The sequence below is a fragment of the Chryseobacterium sp. FW101-FHT12H09 genome (assembly GCF_058790395.1).
In genome coordinates, this window is record NZ_JBYTCP010000001.1 from 626,883 (window position 1) to 644,110 (window position 17,228).

Here is a 17,228-nt window from a genome sequence, read left to right on the forward strand (position 1 = left end):
AATTTAATTTTTGTTCAAAAACCTTTAATATTACTTAATTCTAAAGAAATAGTATTTGTATAATTCTAAAAACATAGCTAATAAAAATCCGAGAAAGTATACCTTCCCGGATTTATTTATAGATTGTTAATCTTTATTCGAACACGAGCGTGACGCTCACGCCAGCTGGGGATTTACAGACACTCGTAATGATCAGTCCAGGTTTTGGTTTCTTTGATATTATTTTTTTTATCAAAAATCAATAAGTATTTATTAATACTGCCACAATATTTTAACCCTTCACGCGAATTTGATATAACATCAACTCTTAAAGAATCATTTTTGAATTCATTAAAAAATGCTATATGGGAAGGTCCTTTAAATTTATCCTTAGTAAAAACATTTTGGCTTTTATAGTAATCCGATGATTTCCATGATTTACCCCAATATTTTTTATTTAATTTAGATAAGCAGTTACTTTTTTTCATCGGTTTAGTTTTTTCAATATTTAACCAACTAAAATAACTATCAGACTTATATAATGGAAAAATACTCTCATAAATTGATATTCCATAAGCTCCAGAATTTAAAATATCTTCATAATACTTTTCCGTCCCTTTATTTTTAAAATCTTGTTTTATATATTCAATCCCTTTTTCATATCTCTCACATACACATTGTCCATATGTTAAAAGATTAAAGCATAAGAATAAAATGATTATTAAATATTTCATTATTTAGTTTTTGGTGTTAGCATAAATAAATTTTTCTTTATATTAATTTTATTAAAATTACCATCCATAACAGCAGGCTCTCTTTCAAAAGGTGTAAAATTATTCACCTTTCCTTTATATAAGACATCCATTGGACTATATGAATTTCTTTGGCCAAATGGCAAGTTAAATTGCCCAGAAGCATCTAGCTCTCTTCTAATAGTATTAACAACTTTTTCATTCGGACCAGCTGAACCATAAATTACATTTTGATCTTCCAAGTTATTATATTTATGACTTATTTCATGTAAAGTAGATATGCCATATCCCATAGTTAGTGGATTTAGAGCCTCGCTAGTTCCTGCAACAAATTTATCAATTTGATTAGTATTAATATTTAAATCATATGTTATGGTTGCTCCATAAACCCCATCAATTGTTTCTCCACGAGAACCTACAGTATCAATTGATGTACTTTTTGTGTTATCAGAATTAACCTGATAATCTGTTCTATGGTTATCAATAGCTCCTTTCAGCATATCGCGAGCTGTTTTACTTCCTCCTGCATCAGCAGATTCTTTATAACTTAATTTCCCATCATCTCCAACAGATAAAGTTAAACCAGTTTCTTTCTCTAAATCACCTACAATTTTATTTTGTGTATCTACTGAAATACTTTTCCCAAATGTTATATCCTTATTTTGCATTCCATCAGGATCTATAAAACGGATAGGATTATTAAAAGCATAGGTATAAGGCGACCAACGACGAGAGGTTTCCGCCAACGGATCCACAACACCCCATCTTCCAATATCAGCCATATACATCCTAGCGCCATAATCATACATTCCCGTCTCTTGCAGCTCCTTACCATTGTACTTGTAATTGTAAGTAACCTCGCAATCTGCAAGGTTACTCCAATATTTGCTACACAAAAAAATCACTATTTATTTTTACGTCTTATTAAATTGTTAAAATACTTATTCAAGATAGGAGTTGACTCATAAAAAATTCCATTTATATTTATAGAACCTTGGTCACCGCAAAACGATAATGTATCAGATTTACTTTGAATAACTCCTTTATACCGTACATCAACAAAAGGTTTTTTTTCTAATTTGGGTAGTGATTTTAGGATATTAAAAATTTTTTTTACTTTTTGTTTTTTAAGCTCAATTTTATTTACTATATCCACAAAGCTAGATTCGAAATTATCACAAGAAACAGATCTTGAAACACTTACAGAAGAATCAACTATATAGATTGTATTAAGTTTTTGCCCTGATAATATATTTGCAAACAGAATTAAAATTAAAGAAATTTTAATTTGAACTACTTTTCTTTTTAGATGCATCATCTTCTTTCTTTTTTTCAGTATTTTGTTGATTTACATGACTAGCATCATAATCAGTTCCATTATGATTAGTTCGTGTTTTTTGTCCTTTTTTTACCAATCCTAATTTTTCAGCTGTTTCCTGCTTACCCTTAGTGATTGCTCTTTCTTCTTCTTTACTGTCATATTTGTTATCTTTATCTTTTTTAGTATTTTTCATATGTTCCCACGCTGGCGCGAGCGTCACTCTCGTTGCTCATTCTCATATTACAAATTTAAATCTATTTTCAAAATTTCCTGATCATCATTATAGTAATTTCTTGCACTACTATATTTCCATTTATAATGGTTCTGTTACAAAACCACTTTCAAACCCACTTAACTTTTAAATACCATAAATAAAGATCCGAGAAAATGTATTTTCTCGGATCTAATTAGAAGTTATTCTTTATTCGGACACGAGCGTGACGCTCGCGCCAGCAAGGGGGGGAACACTTATTCTTAAAAATCAGGAAGATAAAATTGGTATTGCAAAAGAACAGAAATTTGTGCTACGCAACTGGAGTTATTATGAATTGCAAACCAAAATAAGATACAAAGCAGAAAAAGCTGGTATCGAATTGATCATTGGATAGCTAAAAAAAATAACGAGGGTGCTTGTACACCCGTAAGGTGAGGTCATGAACACTCACTAAATACTCTAATAGCATATACAACGGCGTGGGCTCCTTTTTTTGCATTAATCAATAGTAATTACCTCATATTTCTTATCTGTATTTTGTATATACATACTTTTAAATTTCGGTTTGTCTTTAAAACTCTCGCCACTCTTCTGTAATATATTATTCCATATTTTATGGCAATTAATATCCTTTATAGCCCTATATACAGTTTGAAATTAAAGTGTTTTCTGGTCTTTGGATTTAAAATACTGTAATAAGTGTTAACAGAGTCATTCCTTCCAACATATTGAGGAACATAAAAAGGATTAAAAGTATTTATTTTTTCAAACTTCCATTCAGAAAAATTGAACTTTCTTTTGGTTACCGCCATCATATAAAAATTCAATAGAAAAAGGTTTTCCTTATCCCAAATAGTTTTTTTTACTCTCCTGTCGATTTCCTCAATATCTGCTTCGCTTGGATTATAAACTACATCGAGATTGAATTTTTTGTTAAATCTATCCAAAAACTCTTCAGCTTTTTTCTCAATGTTTTCTGAAGTGATTTGTTCTATCTCTTCTTGAAAGTCTGTTTCCAATAATCTATGATCAAGTTTTTCATAGGCATTTAAAAAAGCTAGAGCACTTTCCTTGTTATCTAATATTAAAAAAAATTTCTTGTTGTCATCCGACATAACTCTATATTCATCTTTTGCCTTGTGTTTAGTACAAATTCTATGGGTATTTAGATTTTGCTCAAAAAATTCAAAATTTAGTAGATCTTTTCTTATTGACTCAAAATCATTAAGGTTATAATTTGTTTCGACGATTTTAAAATTCTGTTCTGCCATTAAATCTATAGTTAAAAATTAAAAGAAAAATAGCGCATTTTCCGTTATATTAATTACTCTACCATAAGTTTGGATGGTAAATTTATTTCTAAATCTAAAAGAACTGTTTTTGCTTATCATTGATATTTTCATTGATATAACATTAAAAACAAAAGCAGTAATTCCTTCTTTGCTTTTAATGTTATTTTATAATTTCTTTTAATTCGAAAATCTACAGAGAACAAAAAAATACTATTGTTAATAAATTTATTTGATAAAAGGAATTTTAGCAACAATACTGTCTTCCAAAAATTTATACCCTAAATTTCTAGCTTATCAATATATTGCTTTATAATCAACCACATACACCTTAAATATTATAATGAAAAAACAGGAAGGAAAAATTCCCTCCTGTTCATAGATAAAGTGTAAAATTATAAGCCGAGCATCTGCTGTAATAAGCCGTAATACTCCGTTCGTAAATACTTATAAATTTGCATCTTAAATTTCAGTCTTTTTGCTTGCTTTTGTAATAGAATGCGCCAGCGGGGGAGACATTTCAATTTAATATTTTGGAAAATATTTTGCTACAGGAAACTCATCATTATTACAAATTTTACTCCAATAATCCAAAATATTAATAAAGGGTAAACTTAAATTATTCTTTATGAAGTTAAGAAATAGATTGTTTTCCACTTCTTCATTTTTTTTTTCCAAAATTAGGTCATTAAAAGATGCTATTATTAGCTCAAATAATTCATATTTTATACTGTCCTGGTAATTTAGGTCATTATAAAAGGATATAAATTCTTTTACTCTATTTGGATCCGCATTTATAATCCCCCAATCTTGGGGTTCATAAGCTAAATTTAATTCTAAAGAAATTTGTTTTAATATTTCTGATTTTTGCATTGTAAAGGTTTATATTTATTCTGGATTTAATGGATAGGCTGATTTTACTCCTGAACCACTGGGCACAAGCCTTGCGTGAGATGCTGGTGAAAAAGTTCCATCAGTATTTATTACTCTTCCAACTCCTTCTGGAATTGGGACATTTATAGCTCCATTTTTTAAATTATCTAGATTATCAAAAATAATCTGTTCTACTGTTGCATTGTCTGCTGTCCATTGTCCTTGAGCCATTTTCCCATTTTCTGCCTGCATTTTCAATTGTTCAGTATTTTCAATTCCATGTTTAGTAAATGTATGACCAAGTCTTTTGCCATCCATCGCACCTTCTCCAACAATAGTGCTCATTTGTGATCTCGAAAGTTGAATGCCTCCTTTCATTGCGGCTCCTTCAGTTTCAACAGCAGCAGCTGTCGCTCCTCCAGCTTTAGATAAACCTTTCCCAGCCGCAACCATAACAAGTGCTGATCCAATAGCTTCAGGCTCCCCCCGCTGGCGCGAGCGTCACGCTCGTTGCCCATTCATTCATTGCAAATTTAAACGAAAATATAATGAAAGATCCGAGAAAGTATACTTTCTCGGATCTAATTCAAATTATTCTTTATTCAGACACGAGCGTGACGCTCGCGCAAGCAGGGGAGATAGTATCACATTTCCATTAAAATAAAAAGTAGTTCTTTGTAATGCATTGGGGTTTGAGTATAACTGAAATAATTCCCAACTTGTTGCTCTACTTTTGTTTAAACCTTTTGCCCCTTCGGATATGGACTCACTTAATAAAAGTAAGAGTAAAGAAATTTTCAATACTCTTACTATGATAACAATCAGAAATTATTCTTCTTCTATTAATTCCAAGAATAAGCTCTGTAAATCTTCATTAATTTTTATACCACTATTTTCAGTGCTTAAAATAAATTCCTCTTCAATTCCATCAGCAAATGTTGATCCGTCTAGTACTCCAAGAACATGTGACAAAGTATTAATTTCTACGATCTTCAAAAACTTTAAAAAAAAATATTTTTCTTCTTTAGATAAATTTATGTAGATAGGTAAAATTCCTTTCCAAATAGGGTCTGTCGCTTCATTTGTAGTGTCTAATAAGTTTTCATATAGTTGTAAATTTCCATTAATAACATCTCTATTGAGAATTTTCACCAATTCCTCTGGTTTCATATTTTATATTTTTATAATTACTATTTCATAAATGCATTTGGGTACATTGTTTTATTTGCTTGAATTAATTCTTGCAATGCACTGTTTGGTATTCCCCACGCTGGCGCGAGCGTCACGCTCGTTGCCCATTCTCATATTACAAATTTAAACGAAACTATAATGAAAGATCGGAGAAAATATATTCTCTCCGATCTATTTATAGATGTTGATATTCTATTTGCTTTTTTACCATAAATGCGCCAGCAGGGATTAGCTTGAGTTATTTTTTATAGCAATATTTTTTTATCGTCTTAGCAAAATAATATTCTCTATAATTTAATGTTAATGTATCATTAACATCATAACTTCGATCAAAATGATTATTCCCTTGGATCATACCACTAACTGGAATAACTTCAAATTTATATTTTTGTCCAATAATAATTTTGTCACATTTTAAGTTATAAGTTCCTAATTTTGAAGATTCTATGATATCATTTTCTTTGGTAAGAAAAATATAATATTTATCATTTTCATAGATAGTATTCAATTCGACATTCAGCACTTCTGATTTTTGACCAAGATTTAATATTTTTTGAGAACTACAACTTATATTAAACAATAATATTAATAGGAATTGTATTTGAAATATTTTTTTCATTACATTATTTTTTAATCTTACATCATGCAATACTCCGTTTCATCAATACTTATAAGTTTGCAGCTTAGCCTTTAGTCTTTTACTTGTTTTTGTCATAGAATGCGCCAGCAAGGGGGAAACATTATATATTGTTTTCTTTTATAGAAAAGACTTTGCTTCATTTGTATATTCAATTTTGTAATTATTTCTATCCTTCCATATATATATAAACTTATATTTTGGTAATTGTTCTTTATTTAATTTTATTTTATGCTTATTATCAATAATAATTTTAACATCTTTATTATTATAAATTACACAAGAGTTTGTATATCCTAACATTGGCAATGTTTTACTTTTTTCATTGAGAATTATACTATCTCCATTTTTAACTGTTATAAGATTATCAAACTGCGATGCAAAATCTAAAAACGACTTGTTTTGGTCATGAGCATTAAATTTTTTAATCATAACTCTTGATCGTACATTATCAACAATCTCCATCTCTTTACCATATACTTCATTTGTCTTTATAGTAGAGCAGCTTATAACAGCCAATGAAAAACAAATTATTATTCTATTAAAAGCTTTCATTATCTTGTTTTTGGTTGTTGTTTTTCTATTAGTTTTATGGACTCCGTCCTTTATTCTGGAGTCATTTTTGTACCAGGACCTCCCACTCGCATTAAATTATCCGGAGGTGAGGCTAAAGTGACTTTACTGTCATGTTTCTGTCCTGCCGTATGGATGTCTTCATGAGCCCCTGTTTTAGCTAATTGTTTACTATCCCTTTTATCGAAGAGTAAATTACCATTTGCATCCTGAGGCATTCCGTCAGTTGTATAAACATTAATTTGGGTTCTATTGGTTTGTGTATTATTATTAGTATCCCCACGCTGGCGCGAGCGTCACGCTCGTTGCCCATTCTCATATTACAAATTTAAATCTGTTTCCAAAATTTCCTGATCATCATTATAGTAATTTCTTGCACTACTATATTTCCATTCATAATGGTTCTGTTATAAAAACCACTTTCAAACCCACTTAACTTTTAAATACCATAAATAAAGATTCGAGAAAATGTATTTTCTAGGATCTAATTAGAAGTTATTCTTTATTCGGACACGAGCGTGACGCTCGCGCCAGCAGGGGGAAAGTGCACTCATATAGAGTTTTTTCATGCCTTATGTTTAATGAGTTTTAGTTTTATTTTATAATTCCGCAAAAATACTCTTTTTACGTCACAGCAAAAAAAAATCATTAAAAATAATGAGCCTCATCTCTTTCATTTTTACAAAGTTATCCCTCTAATGCGACAAAAATTGTCGTATTATAAATCTTTATAAGGAAATAATTCTGCAGCAATACAAAAGCTTATTATAATCATCCAAAAATCCATTTTAATTTTTTTTTATAGATTTATTCGAATTCATTTTCAAAAGAAATGGAATTTTTAAAATACAAAATACAAAATGGTGATACACTCAACTCTATATCCCTTCGGTTAGGCATTACTGAAGAGGAACTTAAGCTGTTCCATAATACCCATTGCGAAAAAATGGATGTTATCTGGTTTTCCAATCTCAATTATGTTGATTTTCTTCTTATCCCACTTCATTTTAAAACAGAAAATCAAAAAGAAAGTGATAGAAAGAATGAGCTTCCATATTTAGAATTGTTTGATTCCTTTTATTCTAAGAAATATGCTGCTCAGGAAACCATTGAAGATCCATTTAAAAAGTTTTTTTTCATAAATTATATTGTAAAGCTAGGGATTGATAAAATTAATGAATATCAGATTGTAAATTTTGATCGACAAGATTTTAAAACCAATGGGGAATCACCTGATGATAAAATGAGTGATCTTTCTCTGGCTTGTATGCGAAACATCTCTCCTATTTCCATCATTTTAACACCTACAGGGAAAATAGCAGGATTTCATGATTATGATCAGATTCTTAAGAGGTTCAAAGACCTACGTTTTGATTTAGAAGAGTTTTATACCGGTGAAGCTTCGAAAATTTATATCGATTCTTTTGAAAAATCTATTTGTGATGAAAAGTATTTTTTTAAGCAACTCCAATCCACTTTTCTTTTTCAAACCTTATTTCCAAAAATGGATTGGTTCCATCGAAAAAATTCCTGGATAGAGAATTTTTATCTCTTCCAAAATTCATTTTCCGTTCCATTTGTATTAAAAACTGAAACAGATCATAATCATCCTGATTTTGTAGAAACAATGATTAAAGGAAATTTACAAGAATCTTACAGTTTACAGGAATTAAAACGAGGAGTAAGAGATCCCGACAGAGACTCCCAGGAAGCTTTAAATGCAGAAATATGCATAAAGTATAAAACCGACAAAATAAATAAAAACCTACTTGAAGCAGAATCTACTATGGTGATCTCTCATGAAGGAATACTATATCAAAAACACAATCTAATTCTAACACAAATCGTATGAAAAATTATGTTATCCGGAAAGGTGATACTTTCAGTTCGCTTTCAAAACTATTCAAAATCAAGAATGAAGGAACATTAAAGACCTACCATAATCTTTATTGCCGTCAGGAATATATCATGCAGGAACCTATTCCCGGTAAAAGTATTCTCATCCCCCAAGATCCGCAGTTCCTGTTAGAAGAAAGTAAAAGGGTAAAAAACAATTCTCCATTTCTTGTTAATCATATGAATAGCCGCTATAATGATCCGGGACAAGAAAAAACGACATTAGAAAAAGATGAAAAGAAAGAGAGTTCTCATGAAAGCAAATATTTTATTGTACAAAAAGGACTGGTTCAATGCAATCAGGGTTTTAAATTTCCAAAATTTAAAGTAACCAGCCACCAAAAACACTACTGGAATGATTCGGAAGGTAAAGCCGATTATCTTGCTGTTACAGAAGATGACCTGCAATTTGATCCTAGTGTACAGCCATTTGGACAATGTAAATTAAAACCAGCTTCTGGAGGATATTTACCTTGCACCTATATCCCTTCAGGAAAATGGCAGAAAACATATGAAAAAGTGAAAATAATGGGGAAAAGCTGCCTTACTGAAATTTCTGAACTGACGTGCTGTACAGGAGGAAAGATAAGTATTTTTAAACATGGACAACAAAGTGAGGTAACCAATATGCAGATCGGTAATGCCCAGTGCCTAGAGCAACAAATCTACAATCCTGTGGTCAATTTTGATGAATTCAAAGAGGAAATGGAAGAAAATGAAGCCGATGCTTGGTAACCTTAATACAAACTGGTATGGCTAAAAAAGGAGTTTATAAAATCACAGGCAACAGTAAACCTAAAACAGGAGATAAAACTTTGTACAAAGTTACAGAATGGTATCCTGATACCCCTTCTTCCGATCGCAAAGAATCAATGATTGTATGGGAGTTATTCAGGAAAAATAAAGATGGCAGATTTATAACAACGGGTATCAAAAAAAGAGGGATCGGTGAATTTACTTTTGGAAGAAAAAGTCATCAATTTACTTTCAAAGTAGAAGGCTACCTGCATAGACCTGAAGGTAAAGAACCAATGGCGATTATCGTTCAGCCTCAGCTAAGCAACGAAAAATTGTCAAAAGAAAAAGCCATTACAGGAGTGAAAATTACTTACCAAGATGGCTCGAGAGTGACCAAACCACTAAGTTATAGGGATAGACTTCGTGCTATTGCACAATGCAAAAACTTAGAGGGACAATTCATTAATTTAGGGCTTTGGGAAGATCATGAAAAAGGTAATGGTCACAATAAAAAGAACAAACTGATTATTAAATCCCCACCTATTTTGGTCGATACTAAAGGCTATGCCCGGTGGAATTTCAATCTAATACCAACTTTTGTAACGTTATCCCTTAAAAGAGAGGACAATAAAAAATATCAGGAATATTACGTAACCGCAGAATACAATGGAAAGATACAAGCTTCCGATAACGTAAATACCAATAATCCACAATACAAAGTTCCTCCCCCATCCGTTAAAAAGCCTCAACCCAAACCTGAAACCCCTAAAGGATCTACTAACCCAAATTCAACAAATAATAAGCCTGACCAAAAAGGAAATATCCACAACATAAAACTCGTAGATAAAAACGGGAAAGCTTTTTCCAGAAAACCGAACTTCGGAGAAACCATAAAACTCATTATAGAAGGTAAAGATGTTACTGGCAAGAAATACACTCTCAAACTCTGGGAACATGATAACACCGGAGACAATGATCTGGTATACAATAATACCCATATTTTTAACGCAGATAAGCAAGAAGTACTAATTACTCTAACTGATGAAATGCGTAAAATAGGTGAAGTAGGTAAAGATCCAAAAAATCCAGAGAGCGGTGAATACTGGACCGGAAGGTGGCAGGAAATTTTTGCAGAAGTAATCTTTCATAGTATCTCTACAAAATCACAGATTATTGATGTAGGGTTACTGGAAAAACCGAAGCTACTGGATACAGGAAGATCGCCAGTCAAGAAGGAGGATAGCAAAATAGATAAAACGATTTGTGTCTGTAAAGAGCAATATAAAGATCTGGTTTGGGGAGCAAAGGTTGATTGTGAGTTTAGAAAAAAAGTTGTGCAGATATGTGCTGAACTTTGGGGTGAGAGTAGAAAAATGGAAATGGCAAGTGGCTTAATGACTGTTATAAATGTGGAAACAAGAGGAACATTTAAAGCACAACAACTAGAGGGCTGGAGATCTATTAAAGAACCAAAAGAAATGGTAATTAAAGACTTTTGGAAAGAAGGAAATCGAAAATCATCACGAGCTGTTGGTCTAATTCAATTTACTCAAGATGCATTACAAAATAACTTAAATGAATATAAAAATAATCCTCAGTTACCCATTGAAGAAAGATTTGACATATTAAACGAATTAAAATTGCAATACGCTCAGATGGGCGAAATAAAACAATTAGATAAAGTCAAAAAATACTTCGAAAGGCAGAGGAATAATATAAAATCTGCTGAAGATATTTATTTAGCTGTTTTTGCACCAATAGGCATTGGAAAAGATAATGATTATATATTATATCAAAGACATGAAAACACCACCAATTCACAAGAAAAAAATAGCACAAAAAATTACAATGCGAATAAAAGTGTTGATACAAAAAGCACTGGTAAATATAAGGCAGACAACAAAATACAACGATCCGAAATATTAGAAAGATATTATGACAGCAAAAAAGAGGGGGAAGCAAATAGAGCAATTTTATTTAGTTGTTTAGAAAATTCATTACAAAACAAAATTGAACCTAAATCAGGATATTTCATTTACCTTGATGGTAGCATAAAGTATATAGAATGTGAGGATAATATAAACTACTATGTACAAGCTAAAGAAAATAGCAACGAATTTAAAAAATTTACCACTCTAAAGAAAAACAGCTATGGAATGGTAAAGATTCCTGATTCAGGAAAGGGATTCAATAGATATGGTAATATAGACAAAGGTGGAAATTCTAGAAAAGAAATTGTAGGGAAAGGGGATCATTATTTATTACCTAAAACAGCTGCCTCATTATTTGGAATTGTAAATGAACTATATAATAGGGGTTGGGAAATACACTTTGGAGATATGTCATCTGAAAATGGCAGTGACCCTTGGCAAAATGGCAGTAAACATCATGCTGGGCATGGGCATATGGGAGCCAGGAAAGGTTTAGATTTAGACTTTAGATATTTGAATAATAATGGAATAAGTTTTCAAGGGCTGAATACCTCTAGTAATTTTGATAAAACCAAAAATGAAATAGTTTTTGAACTAGGATACAAATATGGTTTTCGCAAAAACTATGCTTCTGGAATAATTGTCTACAAAAAATATGGCGTTAATCCAAATATAGGTGGACATTATGACCATGGCCATCTGGGATTATCAGACATCAATTTAAAAACTGTTATATCGTTAAATATAAAAATAATAAACTAATGAAATTTTCAACATATATTACCTTTAGCATATTTTCAATTTTATTCTCTTGCTCCCAAAAAAAACAGGACAATAAAAGTAGCCAACAAAAATATATTACAGACTATCTTGAAATATCTTTAAAAAATAACAGTGTATTTATAGGAAAATTAAATTCTATTAGTGAAAATATAAAAGAAGATTATAATATTTTCAAAAAAAAAGACACCTTATTTATTACTAAAAACTTCTTGGAGTCAGATGATTTTGATGGGAAAGAGATTACATTAAAGAAATAAAATAAAAAACATCAAGATTAAGTACATCATAGATTATGTTTTTAAAGGTACAGAGAAGGAAAATAAATATTTGAACTTCAATTACATTTACTCTACAAGTTTAAACTCTCAAAACTTACTTCCCAACTTTGAAAGTATTAAGCAAAGCAAGCATCTAAATAAATTTTTAAATAAAAATAATGCATTCATAAAAAAGCTGGCTTATAATACATATATAAACTATTTCAAAAACATCCCAGAAAATGATTTAAAAAATTGCTGCATATCAGACTACTTAAATTTCAGTCGAATAAAAAACATTCCTATTTCAAAAATAGGATCACTCAATTTAGAAGATGATCTTGCGACTGATTTAGATTACAGATCATTAGTTATTGACATAACAACCACTTCTGATCAAAAAATAGTAATTGTATTTTCAAAAGAAAATCAAACAGAAAATGGATTGGATCAAATAGATAAACAAAAACATCAAAATAACAAAAACATAAAACCAAATACTTGGAAAGGGAGTTATGAAATATCAACAAAGGCTATTAGTGACTATGATAATAAACAATTTAATCTTTATTATAATATCAATATTGAGTCAGAAACTTTTGCTGTACTAAGTATTGAAGCAAAACATAGTGAAGATTATTGGTGCGAAGGAAATTATAGTTTAACTATTGAAAATAATATAATTCACGCTAAAGGAAAATGCGACCAAGATAATATTAATGATTTTTATATTAAGTATTCAGATGGAAGTTATTTTATCAAAAGTAAAAGATTTGAAAATCCAGGTTGGTTGAAAATCGTTAAGAAATGACATTTTGAAAATTTAGAAATGAACAACTACTTAAGCATATTAATAACTTATTATTATAATTTTTACAATGTCGATAACTCGCAAAGCTATTTCAAGAAGTGAAAAATTAATAGAAAAAGCAAATCAAAATGATAAAGTATTAAAAAAATGGAATCAATTAAAATCGATTGTACTCAAGAACAATAAAAGAAATGAAAGCTAAAATACGTGAATTGGGTCCGACAACTGTATCTAAACATTGTGAAGATCCAGAAATAATGAATGTATTTGACGTAGCTCAAACGATGAGTAATCCAAAAGATTTCAAGTACGAGATTACTTTAAAAGCGTATAAAGTACTAGATGAAAATCGCTGTTATCACATCGAAATAAAACAATAATATTTATGAAAAATATATTTATAATAATATTCATATCAATATTTTTTTTTCCAATTTCTTGTAAAAAAAATGTAGACAAAATCAGTCTTACAAATAAAGACACTCTATTATTAAAAGAGAACACTGTTTTGTTTATATTACCTAGTAGCAAAAGAATTGAAGAATTGAAAAAAAAACATGGAGAAGATTTTTACATTATCGCAGATGATGCCAATTACTACTATGCCAATGCAATAGAATTTATGGATTCGTTACATGGAAAATATTCAAACCAATATGAAAACATAACAATAGCTTATATAGATAGGTTTAAAATAAAAACTATCCCAAAATTTAATAGTAGCTGGTATTCAATATTATACAAGAATAAAAAATTTAAAAATGTAGACTTAGTTAATTTTAAAAAAGAATATACTTTGTTTTTTGATGATTCCTCTAAAATTCAAAAGAGCTTAAATGCATGGCATGGTGTATATTTAAATACAGATATAGAAAAAATGGAATCATATGCTTCTATTATAAAAAGAGTAGGTTGGTATAAACTGACCATAAAAGCAGATGAAATAACTTTTGAAAGTGATAAAAGAATGGAATCAGAATTCCCTACAGAGTCTCCAGGGGGATTATATATTAATTATAAATGTAATTATAAAATCACCGGAGACACGATAAGTCTATTTGAGAAAACTAATAATACAGATAAACAACCAAAAGAAATGAATAGAATTAACATTAGCCCAGTTTTAACTTTATATAAAAATGGAAAGAAATTTTATGGTATATCTGATGATATTACAGAGTCAGAAAATTTGAGCAATGCAATACGGATCAGAGTAAGGTCACCTTATATTTTCAAGAAATTTAATAATTGAAAATATTCTTCCATAATTATATTAAGAAAAATAAATGCATAAACTTTTACACATAGTCATCTTCATTTTAGTATTCCTTTCTGTACAAAATTGCAATGGACAAGAAAATAGAAAAGCTAAAAAGTCAGATGTAATAACAATATCTCAAATTGCCATAGATAAAAATACGAATGACACGTCAATCAATTTCCTGGATAAAAAATACCAAATAAATGGTTTCTTTATTCCAGATAATCCAAACCCATATCCAACATATTCTTTCTCGGACAAAAAAATAGGAATGATCAGTGTTGACTTTATTGGGAAAAGAAATGAAATTCAATACTACTGGAGTTTTAATAACCGTGATGGTTATTTTTCAAAAAAAACTGATTTGGAAAGTGCAGCACAAAATTCAAGAGTAATAAAAAGCTTAATTAGTGAAGATGATTATTACATTGTAGCATCTTATATTCCCAGCAAGTTTATTAATTATATTGAGGCAGAAGATAGAGAATTTGAGCCAAAACAAAATGCTACGACTTTTTTCTATTTAAAGGAAAATAATAGTTGGAAACTAATTGGGGAAAAAAAAACTTTAGATATACCAGAGAATATATTGGCTTTCGAAACTAATTTGATTCAAAAAAAACTATTCAGAAATTTTAAAGATGATCTAAAAATTTACGAAGGACAACATACTACTTCAGTAGAAACAGAAGCTACAACAACAGGAATGGCGTCTATTTTCTATGATTTCATAATTAATAGAGAAAATATTTTGCTATCACTAAACACTTATAAAGAGCCTACCATTTGTGAAGGCAACTATATCGGTATTGTAAATGGTAAACAATTAGAAGTATACTATTTAGGAGATCAACTACCTTGCGTATCTATTAATCCTAAATTTATTATTAAAAAAGAAAACAGTAAATTTTACATTAAAGGAATAGGTGGTGAAGCCACCAATCACAAATGGATATTAATGAAATAATAAAAAATGACTAACCTTAAATTCACCAACACAACCCTCATTTATCTTCCTGCAAAAAAAGCTGAATTTAAAACATCTCAAAAAGATCAGTCTAAAAATCAGAAAACGGCTGAAACGAAGATTAATTCATTGGAGGAGGTAAAAGATACTGTCTTTTTCATAGGTTCTTCAGAAGGGGAAAATGTCAAACTATTTGTCAATACAAAGACTAACGATTCTATTTTAGAAAGTGAGGTTATGGGAGAAACTGGAATGGCCAGATACAAATTTATTTTTAACAAAGAATTAAAAACCGGAGAGTGCATCACACTGAGATATGCCGAACCAATTCATATCACTCACTGCTAATCCCAAAATAGCTTCAAAAGAAAAAGAAAATTTGCAATCGTTTAGTGAATCTAAAGAAAAACTGACCGGCATTTTCGAAAGCTATCTGCAAGTTCTGGGGAAGAATAAGTAGAGGGTCATTATTTGAAGTGAAACTCAACATTCAGTCACTTTACATAAAAATCATATTTATCATTTAAAAAATATTTTATACCTTCGCTTCGTGATTACAAATAACGGAACATATTACTATAGAATATTTAGCTCAGATCTGGGATAGGGATTCTTATAAATGATATACAACCTCGTCCTAGGACGGGGTTTTTTATTTTAAATATTAAAAAGATGAAAATAAGTATTATTGGTGTAGGACTCATTGGAGGTTCTATCGCTTTAAAACTAAGAGAAAAAGGGATTGCTGATTTTATATATGGAATAGATAACAGCAGCAGGCATCTTGATGAAGCCTTAAGCTTAAAGATCATTGATGCTAAGGTAGATCTGGAGTATGGTATTAAAAACTCAGATCTTGTTATCATAGCTATTCCTGTGGATTCGGCAAGAAAGCTCTTACCTGCAGTTTTGGATCTGATCTCTGATGATCAAACCGTAATGGATGCCGGATCTACAAAGGCCGGAATTGTGAATGGTGTAAAAGACCATCCGAAAAGATCAAGATTTGTAGCTTTTCACCCGATGTGGGGTACCGAGAATAGTGGTCCAAAATCCGCTATTGCCGAGAGTTTTTCAGGAAAAGCCGGGGTGATCTGCAATAAAGAAGAATCAGCAGCCGATGCTTTGGAGCTTGTTCAAAAAATTGTAGCGGGTCTTGATATGCACCTCATCTATATGAATGCTGAAGATCATGATGTACATACTGCTTATATCTCCCATATCTCCCATATTACGTCTTATGCTTTGGCTAATACGGTTTTAGAGAAAGAAAGAGAGGAAGATACTATTTTTCAGCTGGCGAGTTCTGGCTTCTCCAGTACCGTAAGATTGGCAAAATCACATCCTGAAATGTGGGTTCCTATTTTCAAGCAGAATAAAGAAAATGTATTGGATGTCCTTAATGAACATATTTCTCAGCTTCGAAAGTTTAAAGCCGCGTTAGAAAAAGAGAATTATGAATATTTGACGGAATTAATTTCCAATGCTAATAAAATAAGAGGAATACTTGATAAGTAGTCCTCTTATTTTATATTTTTAAATAACGACCTAGGAAGCGGAGACGTTAAAAAAATAAATTCTATGAACGTATAAAAAATTCTACTGTCTGAGTGCGGGATAAATAGTTAATAATAAACATACTTCAAATCCGCATGAGTTTTAGAGTTTTTAGAGAATAGAATCTTATTTTTAGTCGTAGTTTCCAGTCTTGAATTTTTGTTTCTTTTGTTTCAAGACAAAAGAAAAGGAATTACT

Annotated in this window: 20 protein-coding genes and 1 pseudogene; 10 read left to right on the forward strand and 11 right to left on the reverse strand. The window is 30.4% G+C overall.

Annotation, left to right across the window (positions count from 1 at the left end):
* Window positions 1-173: 173 nt before the first annotated feature.
* From AC3WRL_RS02770 to AC3WRL_RS02785, 4 genes and pseudogenes are all read right to left on the reverse strand, one after another.
* Window positions 174-713 (reverse strand): hypothetical protein, encoded by a 540-nt coding sequence (locus AC3WRL_RS02770; protein ID WP_492329673.1) that lies wholly within the window; start codon window positions 711-713, stop codon window positions 174-176.
* A 683-nt stretch (window positions 714-1,396) separates the two neighbouring features.
* Window positions 1,397-1,582, reverse strand: a pseudogene (locus AC3WRL_RS02775) (RHS repeat-associated core domain-containing protein); the annotation flags it as partial.
* A gap of 53 nt (window positions 1,583-1,635) precedes the next feature.
* Window positions 1,636-2,049 (reverse strand): hypothetical protein, encoded by a 414-nt coding sequence (locus AC3WRL_RS02780; RefSeq protein WP_492329674.1) that lies wholly within the window; start codon window positions 2,047-2,049, stop codon window positions 1,636-1,638.
* Window positions 2,015-2,245 (reverse strand): hypothetical protein, encoded by a 231-nt coding sequence (locus tag AC3WRL_RS02785; protein ID WP_492329675.1) that lies wholly within the window; start codon window positions 2,243-2,245, stop codon window positions 2,015-2,017. Before AC3WRL_RS02785 ends, AC3WRL_RS02780 begins: the two co-directional genes overlap by 35 nt.
* A 244-nt stretch (window positions 2,246-2,489) precedes the next feature.
* Here AC3WRL_RS02785 and AC3WRL_RS02790 point away from each other — a divergent pair, with 244 nt between their 5' ends.
* Entirely contained in the window at window positions 2,490-2,660 is a 171-nt protein-coding gene (locus tag AC3WRL_RS02790) for a hypothetical protein (RefSeq protein ID WP_492329894.1), read from the forward strand.
* Window positions 2,661-2,898: 238 nt separating this feature from the next.
* Here AC3WRL_RS02790 and AC3WRL_RS02795 read toward each other — a convergent pair whose 3' ends face one another.
* The 7 genes from AC3WRL_RS02795 to AC3WRL_RS02825 all read right to left on the reverse strand — a co-directional run bounded on the left by AC3WRL_RS02795 (window position 2,899) and on the right by AC3WRL_RS02825 (window position 7,047).
* Window positions 2,899-3,537 (reverse strand): hypothetical protein, encoded by a 639-nt coding sequence (locus AC3WRL_RS02795; RefSeq protein WP_492329676.1) that lies wholly within the window; start codon window positions 3,535-3,537, stop codon window positions 2,899-2,901.
* 543 nt (window positions 3,538-4,080) lie between these two features.
* Window positions 4,081-4,428, reverse strand: coding sequence for a hypothetical protein (locus AC3WRL_RS02800; RefSeq protein WP_492329677.1), 348 nt, complete (start codon window positions 4,426-4,428; stop codon window positions 4,081-4,083).
* Between the two features lie 15 nt (window positions 4,429-4,443).
* A complete protein-coding gene (locus AC3WRL_RS02805) occupies window positions 4,444-4,881 on the reverse strand; it encodes a hypothetical protein (RefSeq protein WP_492329678.1) in 438 nt (145 codons plus the stop codon).
* A gap of 375 nt (window positions 4,882-5,256) precedes the next feature.
* Entirely contained in the window at window positions 5,257-5,598 is a 342-nt protein-coding gene (locus AC3WRL_RS02810) for a hypothetical protein (RefSeq protein ID WP_492329679.1), read from the reverse strand.
* Between the two features lie 259 nt (window positions 5,599-5,857).
* Window positions 5,858-6,238 carry a hypothetical protein gene (locus AC3WRL_RS02815; protein WP_492329680.1) on the reverse strand — a complete coding sequence of 127 codons (381 nt, stop codon included), beginning with the start codon at window positions 6,236-6,238 and terminating at the stop codon, window positions 5,858-5,860.
* A 138-nt stretch (window positions 6,239-6,376) separates the two neighbouring features.
* On the reverse strand, window positions 6,377-6,811 hold the full coding sequence (locus AC3WRL_RS02820) for a hypothetical protein (protein ID WP_492329681.1): 435 nt from the start codon (window positions 6,809-6,811) through the stop codon (window positions 6,377-6,379).
* A gap of 50 nt (window positions 6,812-6,861) precedes the next feature.
* Complete coding sequence (locus tag AC3WRL_RS02825; RefSeq protein WP_492329682.1) at window positions 6,862-7,047, reverse strand: hypothetical protein; 186 nt, start codon at window positions 7,045-7,047, stop codon at window positions 6,862-6,864.
* A gap of 614 nt (window positions 7,048-7,661) precedes the next feature.
* Between AC3WRL_RS02825 and AC3WRL_RS02830 the strand changes: the two genes are divergently transcribed.
* The 9 genes from AC3WRL_RS02830 (at window position 7,662) to AC3WRL_RS02870 (ending at window position 16,991) form a co-directional block, all read left to right on the forward strand.
* Window positions 7,662-8,681, forward strand: coding sequence for a LysM peptidoglycan-binding domain-containing protein (locus tag AC3WRL_RS02830; protein ID WP_492329683.1), 1,020 nt, complete (start codon window positions 7,662-7,664; stop codon window positions 8,679-8,681).
* The gene (locus AC3WRL_RS02835) at window positions 8,678-9,460 is read left to right on the forward strand and encodes a DUF4280 domain-containing protein (RefSeq protein ID WP_492329684.1); all 783 of its coding nucleotides are present in this window, start codon (window positions 8,678-8,680) and stop codon (window positions 9,458-9,460) included. Before AC3WRL_RS02830 ends, AC3WRL_RS02835 begins: the two co-directional genes overlap by 4 nt.
* Window positions 9,461-9,477: 17 nt before the next feature.
* The gene (locus AC3WRL_RS02840) at window positions 9,478-12,156 is read left to right on the forward strand and encodes a hypothetical protein (RefSeq protein WP_492329685.1); all 2,679 of its coding nucleotides are present in this window, start codon (window positions 9,478-9,480) and stop codon (window positions 12,154-12,156) included.
* A complete protein-coding gene (locus AC3WRL_RS02845; protein WP_492329686.1) occupies window positions 12,156-12,434 on the forward strand; it encodes a hypothetical protein in 279 nt (92 codons plus the stop codon). The genes AC3WRL_RS02840 and AC3WRL_RS02845 overlap by 1 nt, the downstream gene beginning before the upstream one ends.
* A 70-nt stretch (window positions 12,435-12,504) precedes the next feature.
* The gene (locus AC3WRL_RS02850) at window positions 12,505-13,245 is read left to right on the forward strand and encodes a hypothetical protein (protein WP_492329687.1); all 741 of its coding nucleotides are present in this window, start codon (window positions 12,505-12,507) and stop codon (window positions 13,243-13,245) included.
* A gap of 385 nt (window positions 13,246-13,630) precedes the next feature.
* Entirely contained in the window at window positions 13,631-14,497 is an 867-nt protein-coding gene (locus AC3WRL_RS02855) for a hypothetical protein (RefSeq protein ID WP_492329688.1), read from the forward strand.
* A gap of 34 nt (window positions 14,498-14,531) precedes the next feature.
* A complete protein-coding gene (locus tag AC3WRL_RS02860) occupies window positions 14,532-15,473 on the forward strand; it encodes a hypothetical protein (RefSeq protein ID WP_492329689.1) in 942 nt (313 codons plus the stop codon).
* Window positions 15,474-15,479: 6 nt separating this feature from the next.
* Window positions 15,480-15,821, forward strand: coding sequence for a hypothetical protein (locus AC3WRL_RS02865; protein WP_492329690.1), 342 nt, complete (start codon window positions 15,480-15,482; stop codon window positions 15,819-15,821).
* 324 nt (window positions 15,822-16,145) lie between these two features.
* Window positions 16,146-16,991, forward strand: a complete 846-nt coding sequence (locus AC3WRL_RS02870; RefSeq protein ID WP_214826497.1) for a prephenate dehydrogenase — start codon at window positions 16,146-16,148, stop codon at window positions 16,989-16,991.
* The last annotated feature ends 237 nt before the right edge of the window (window positions 16,992-17,228 follow it).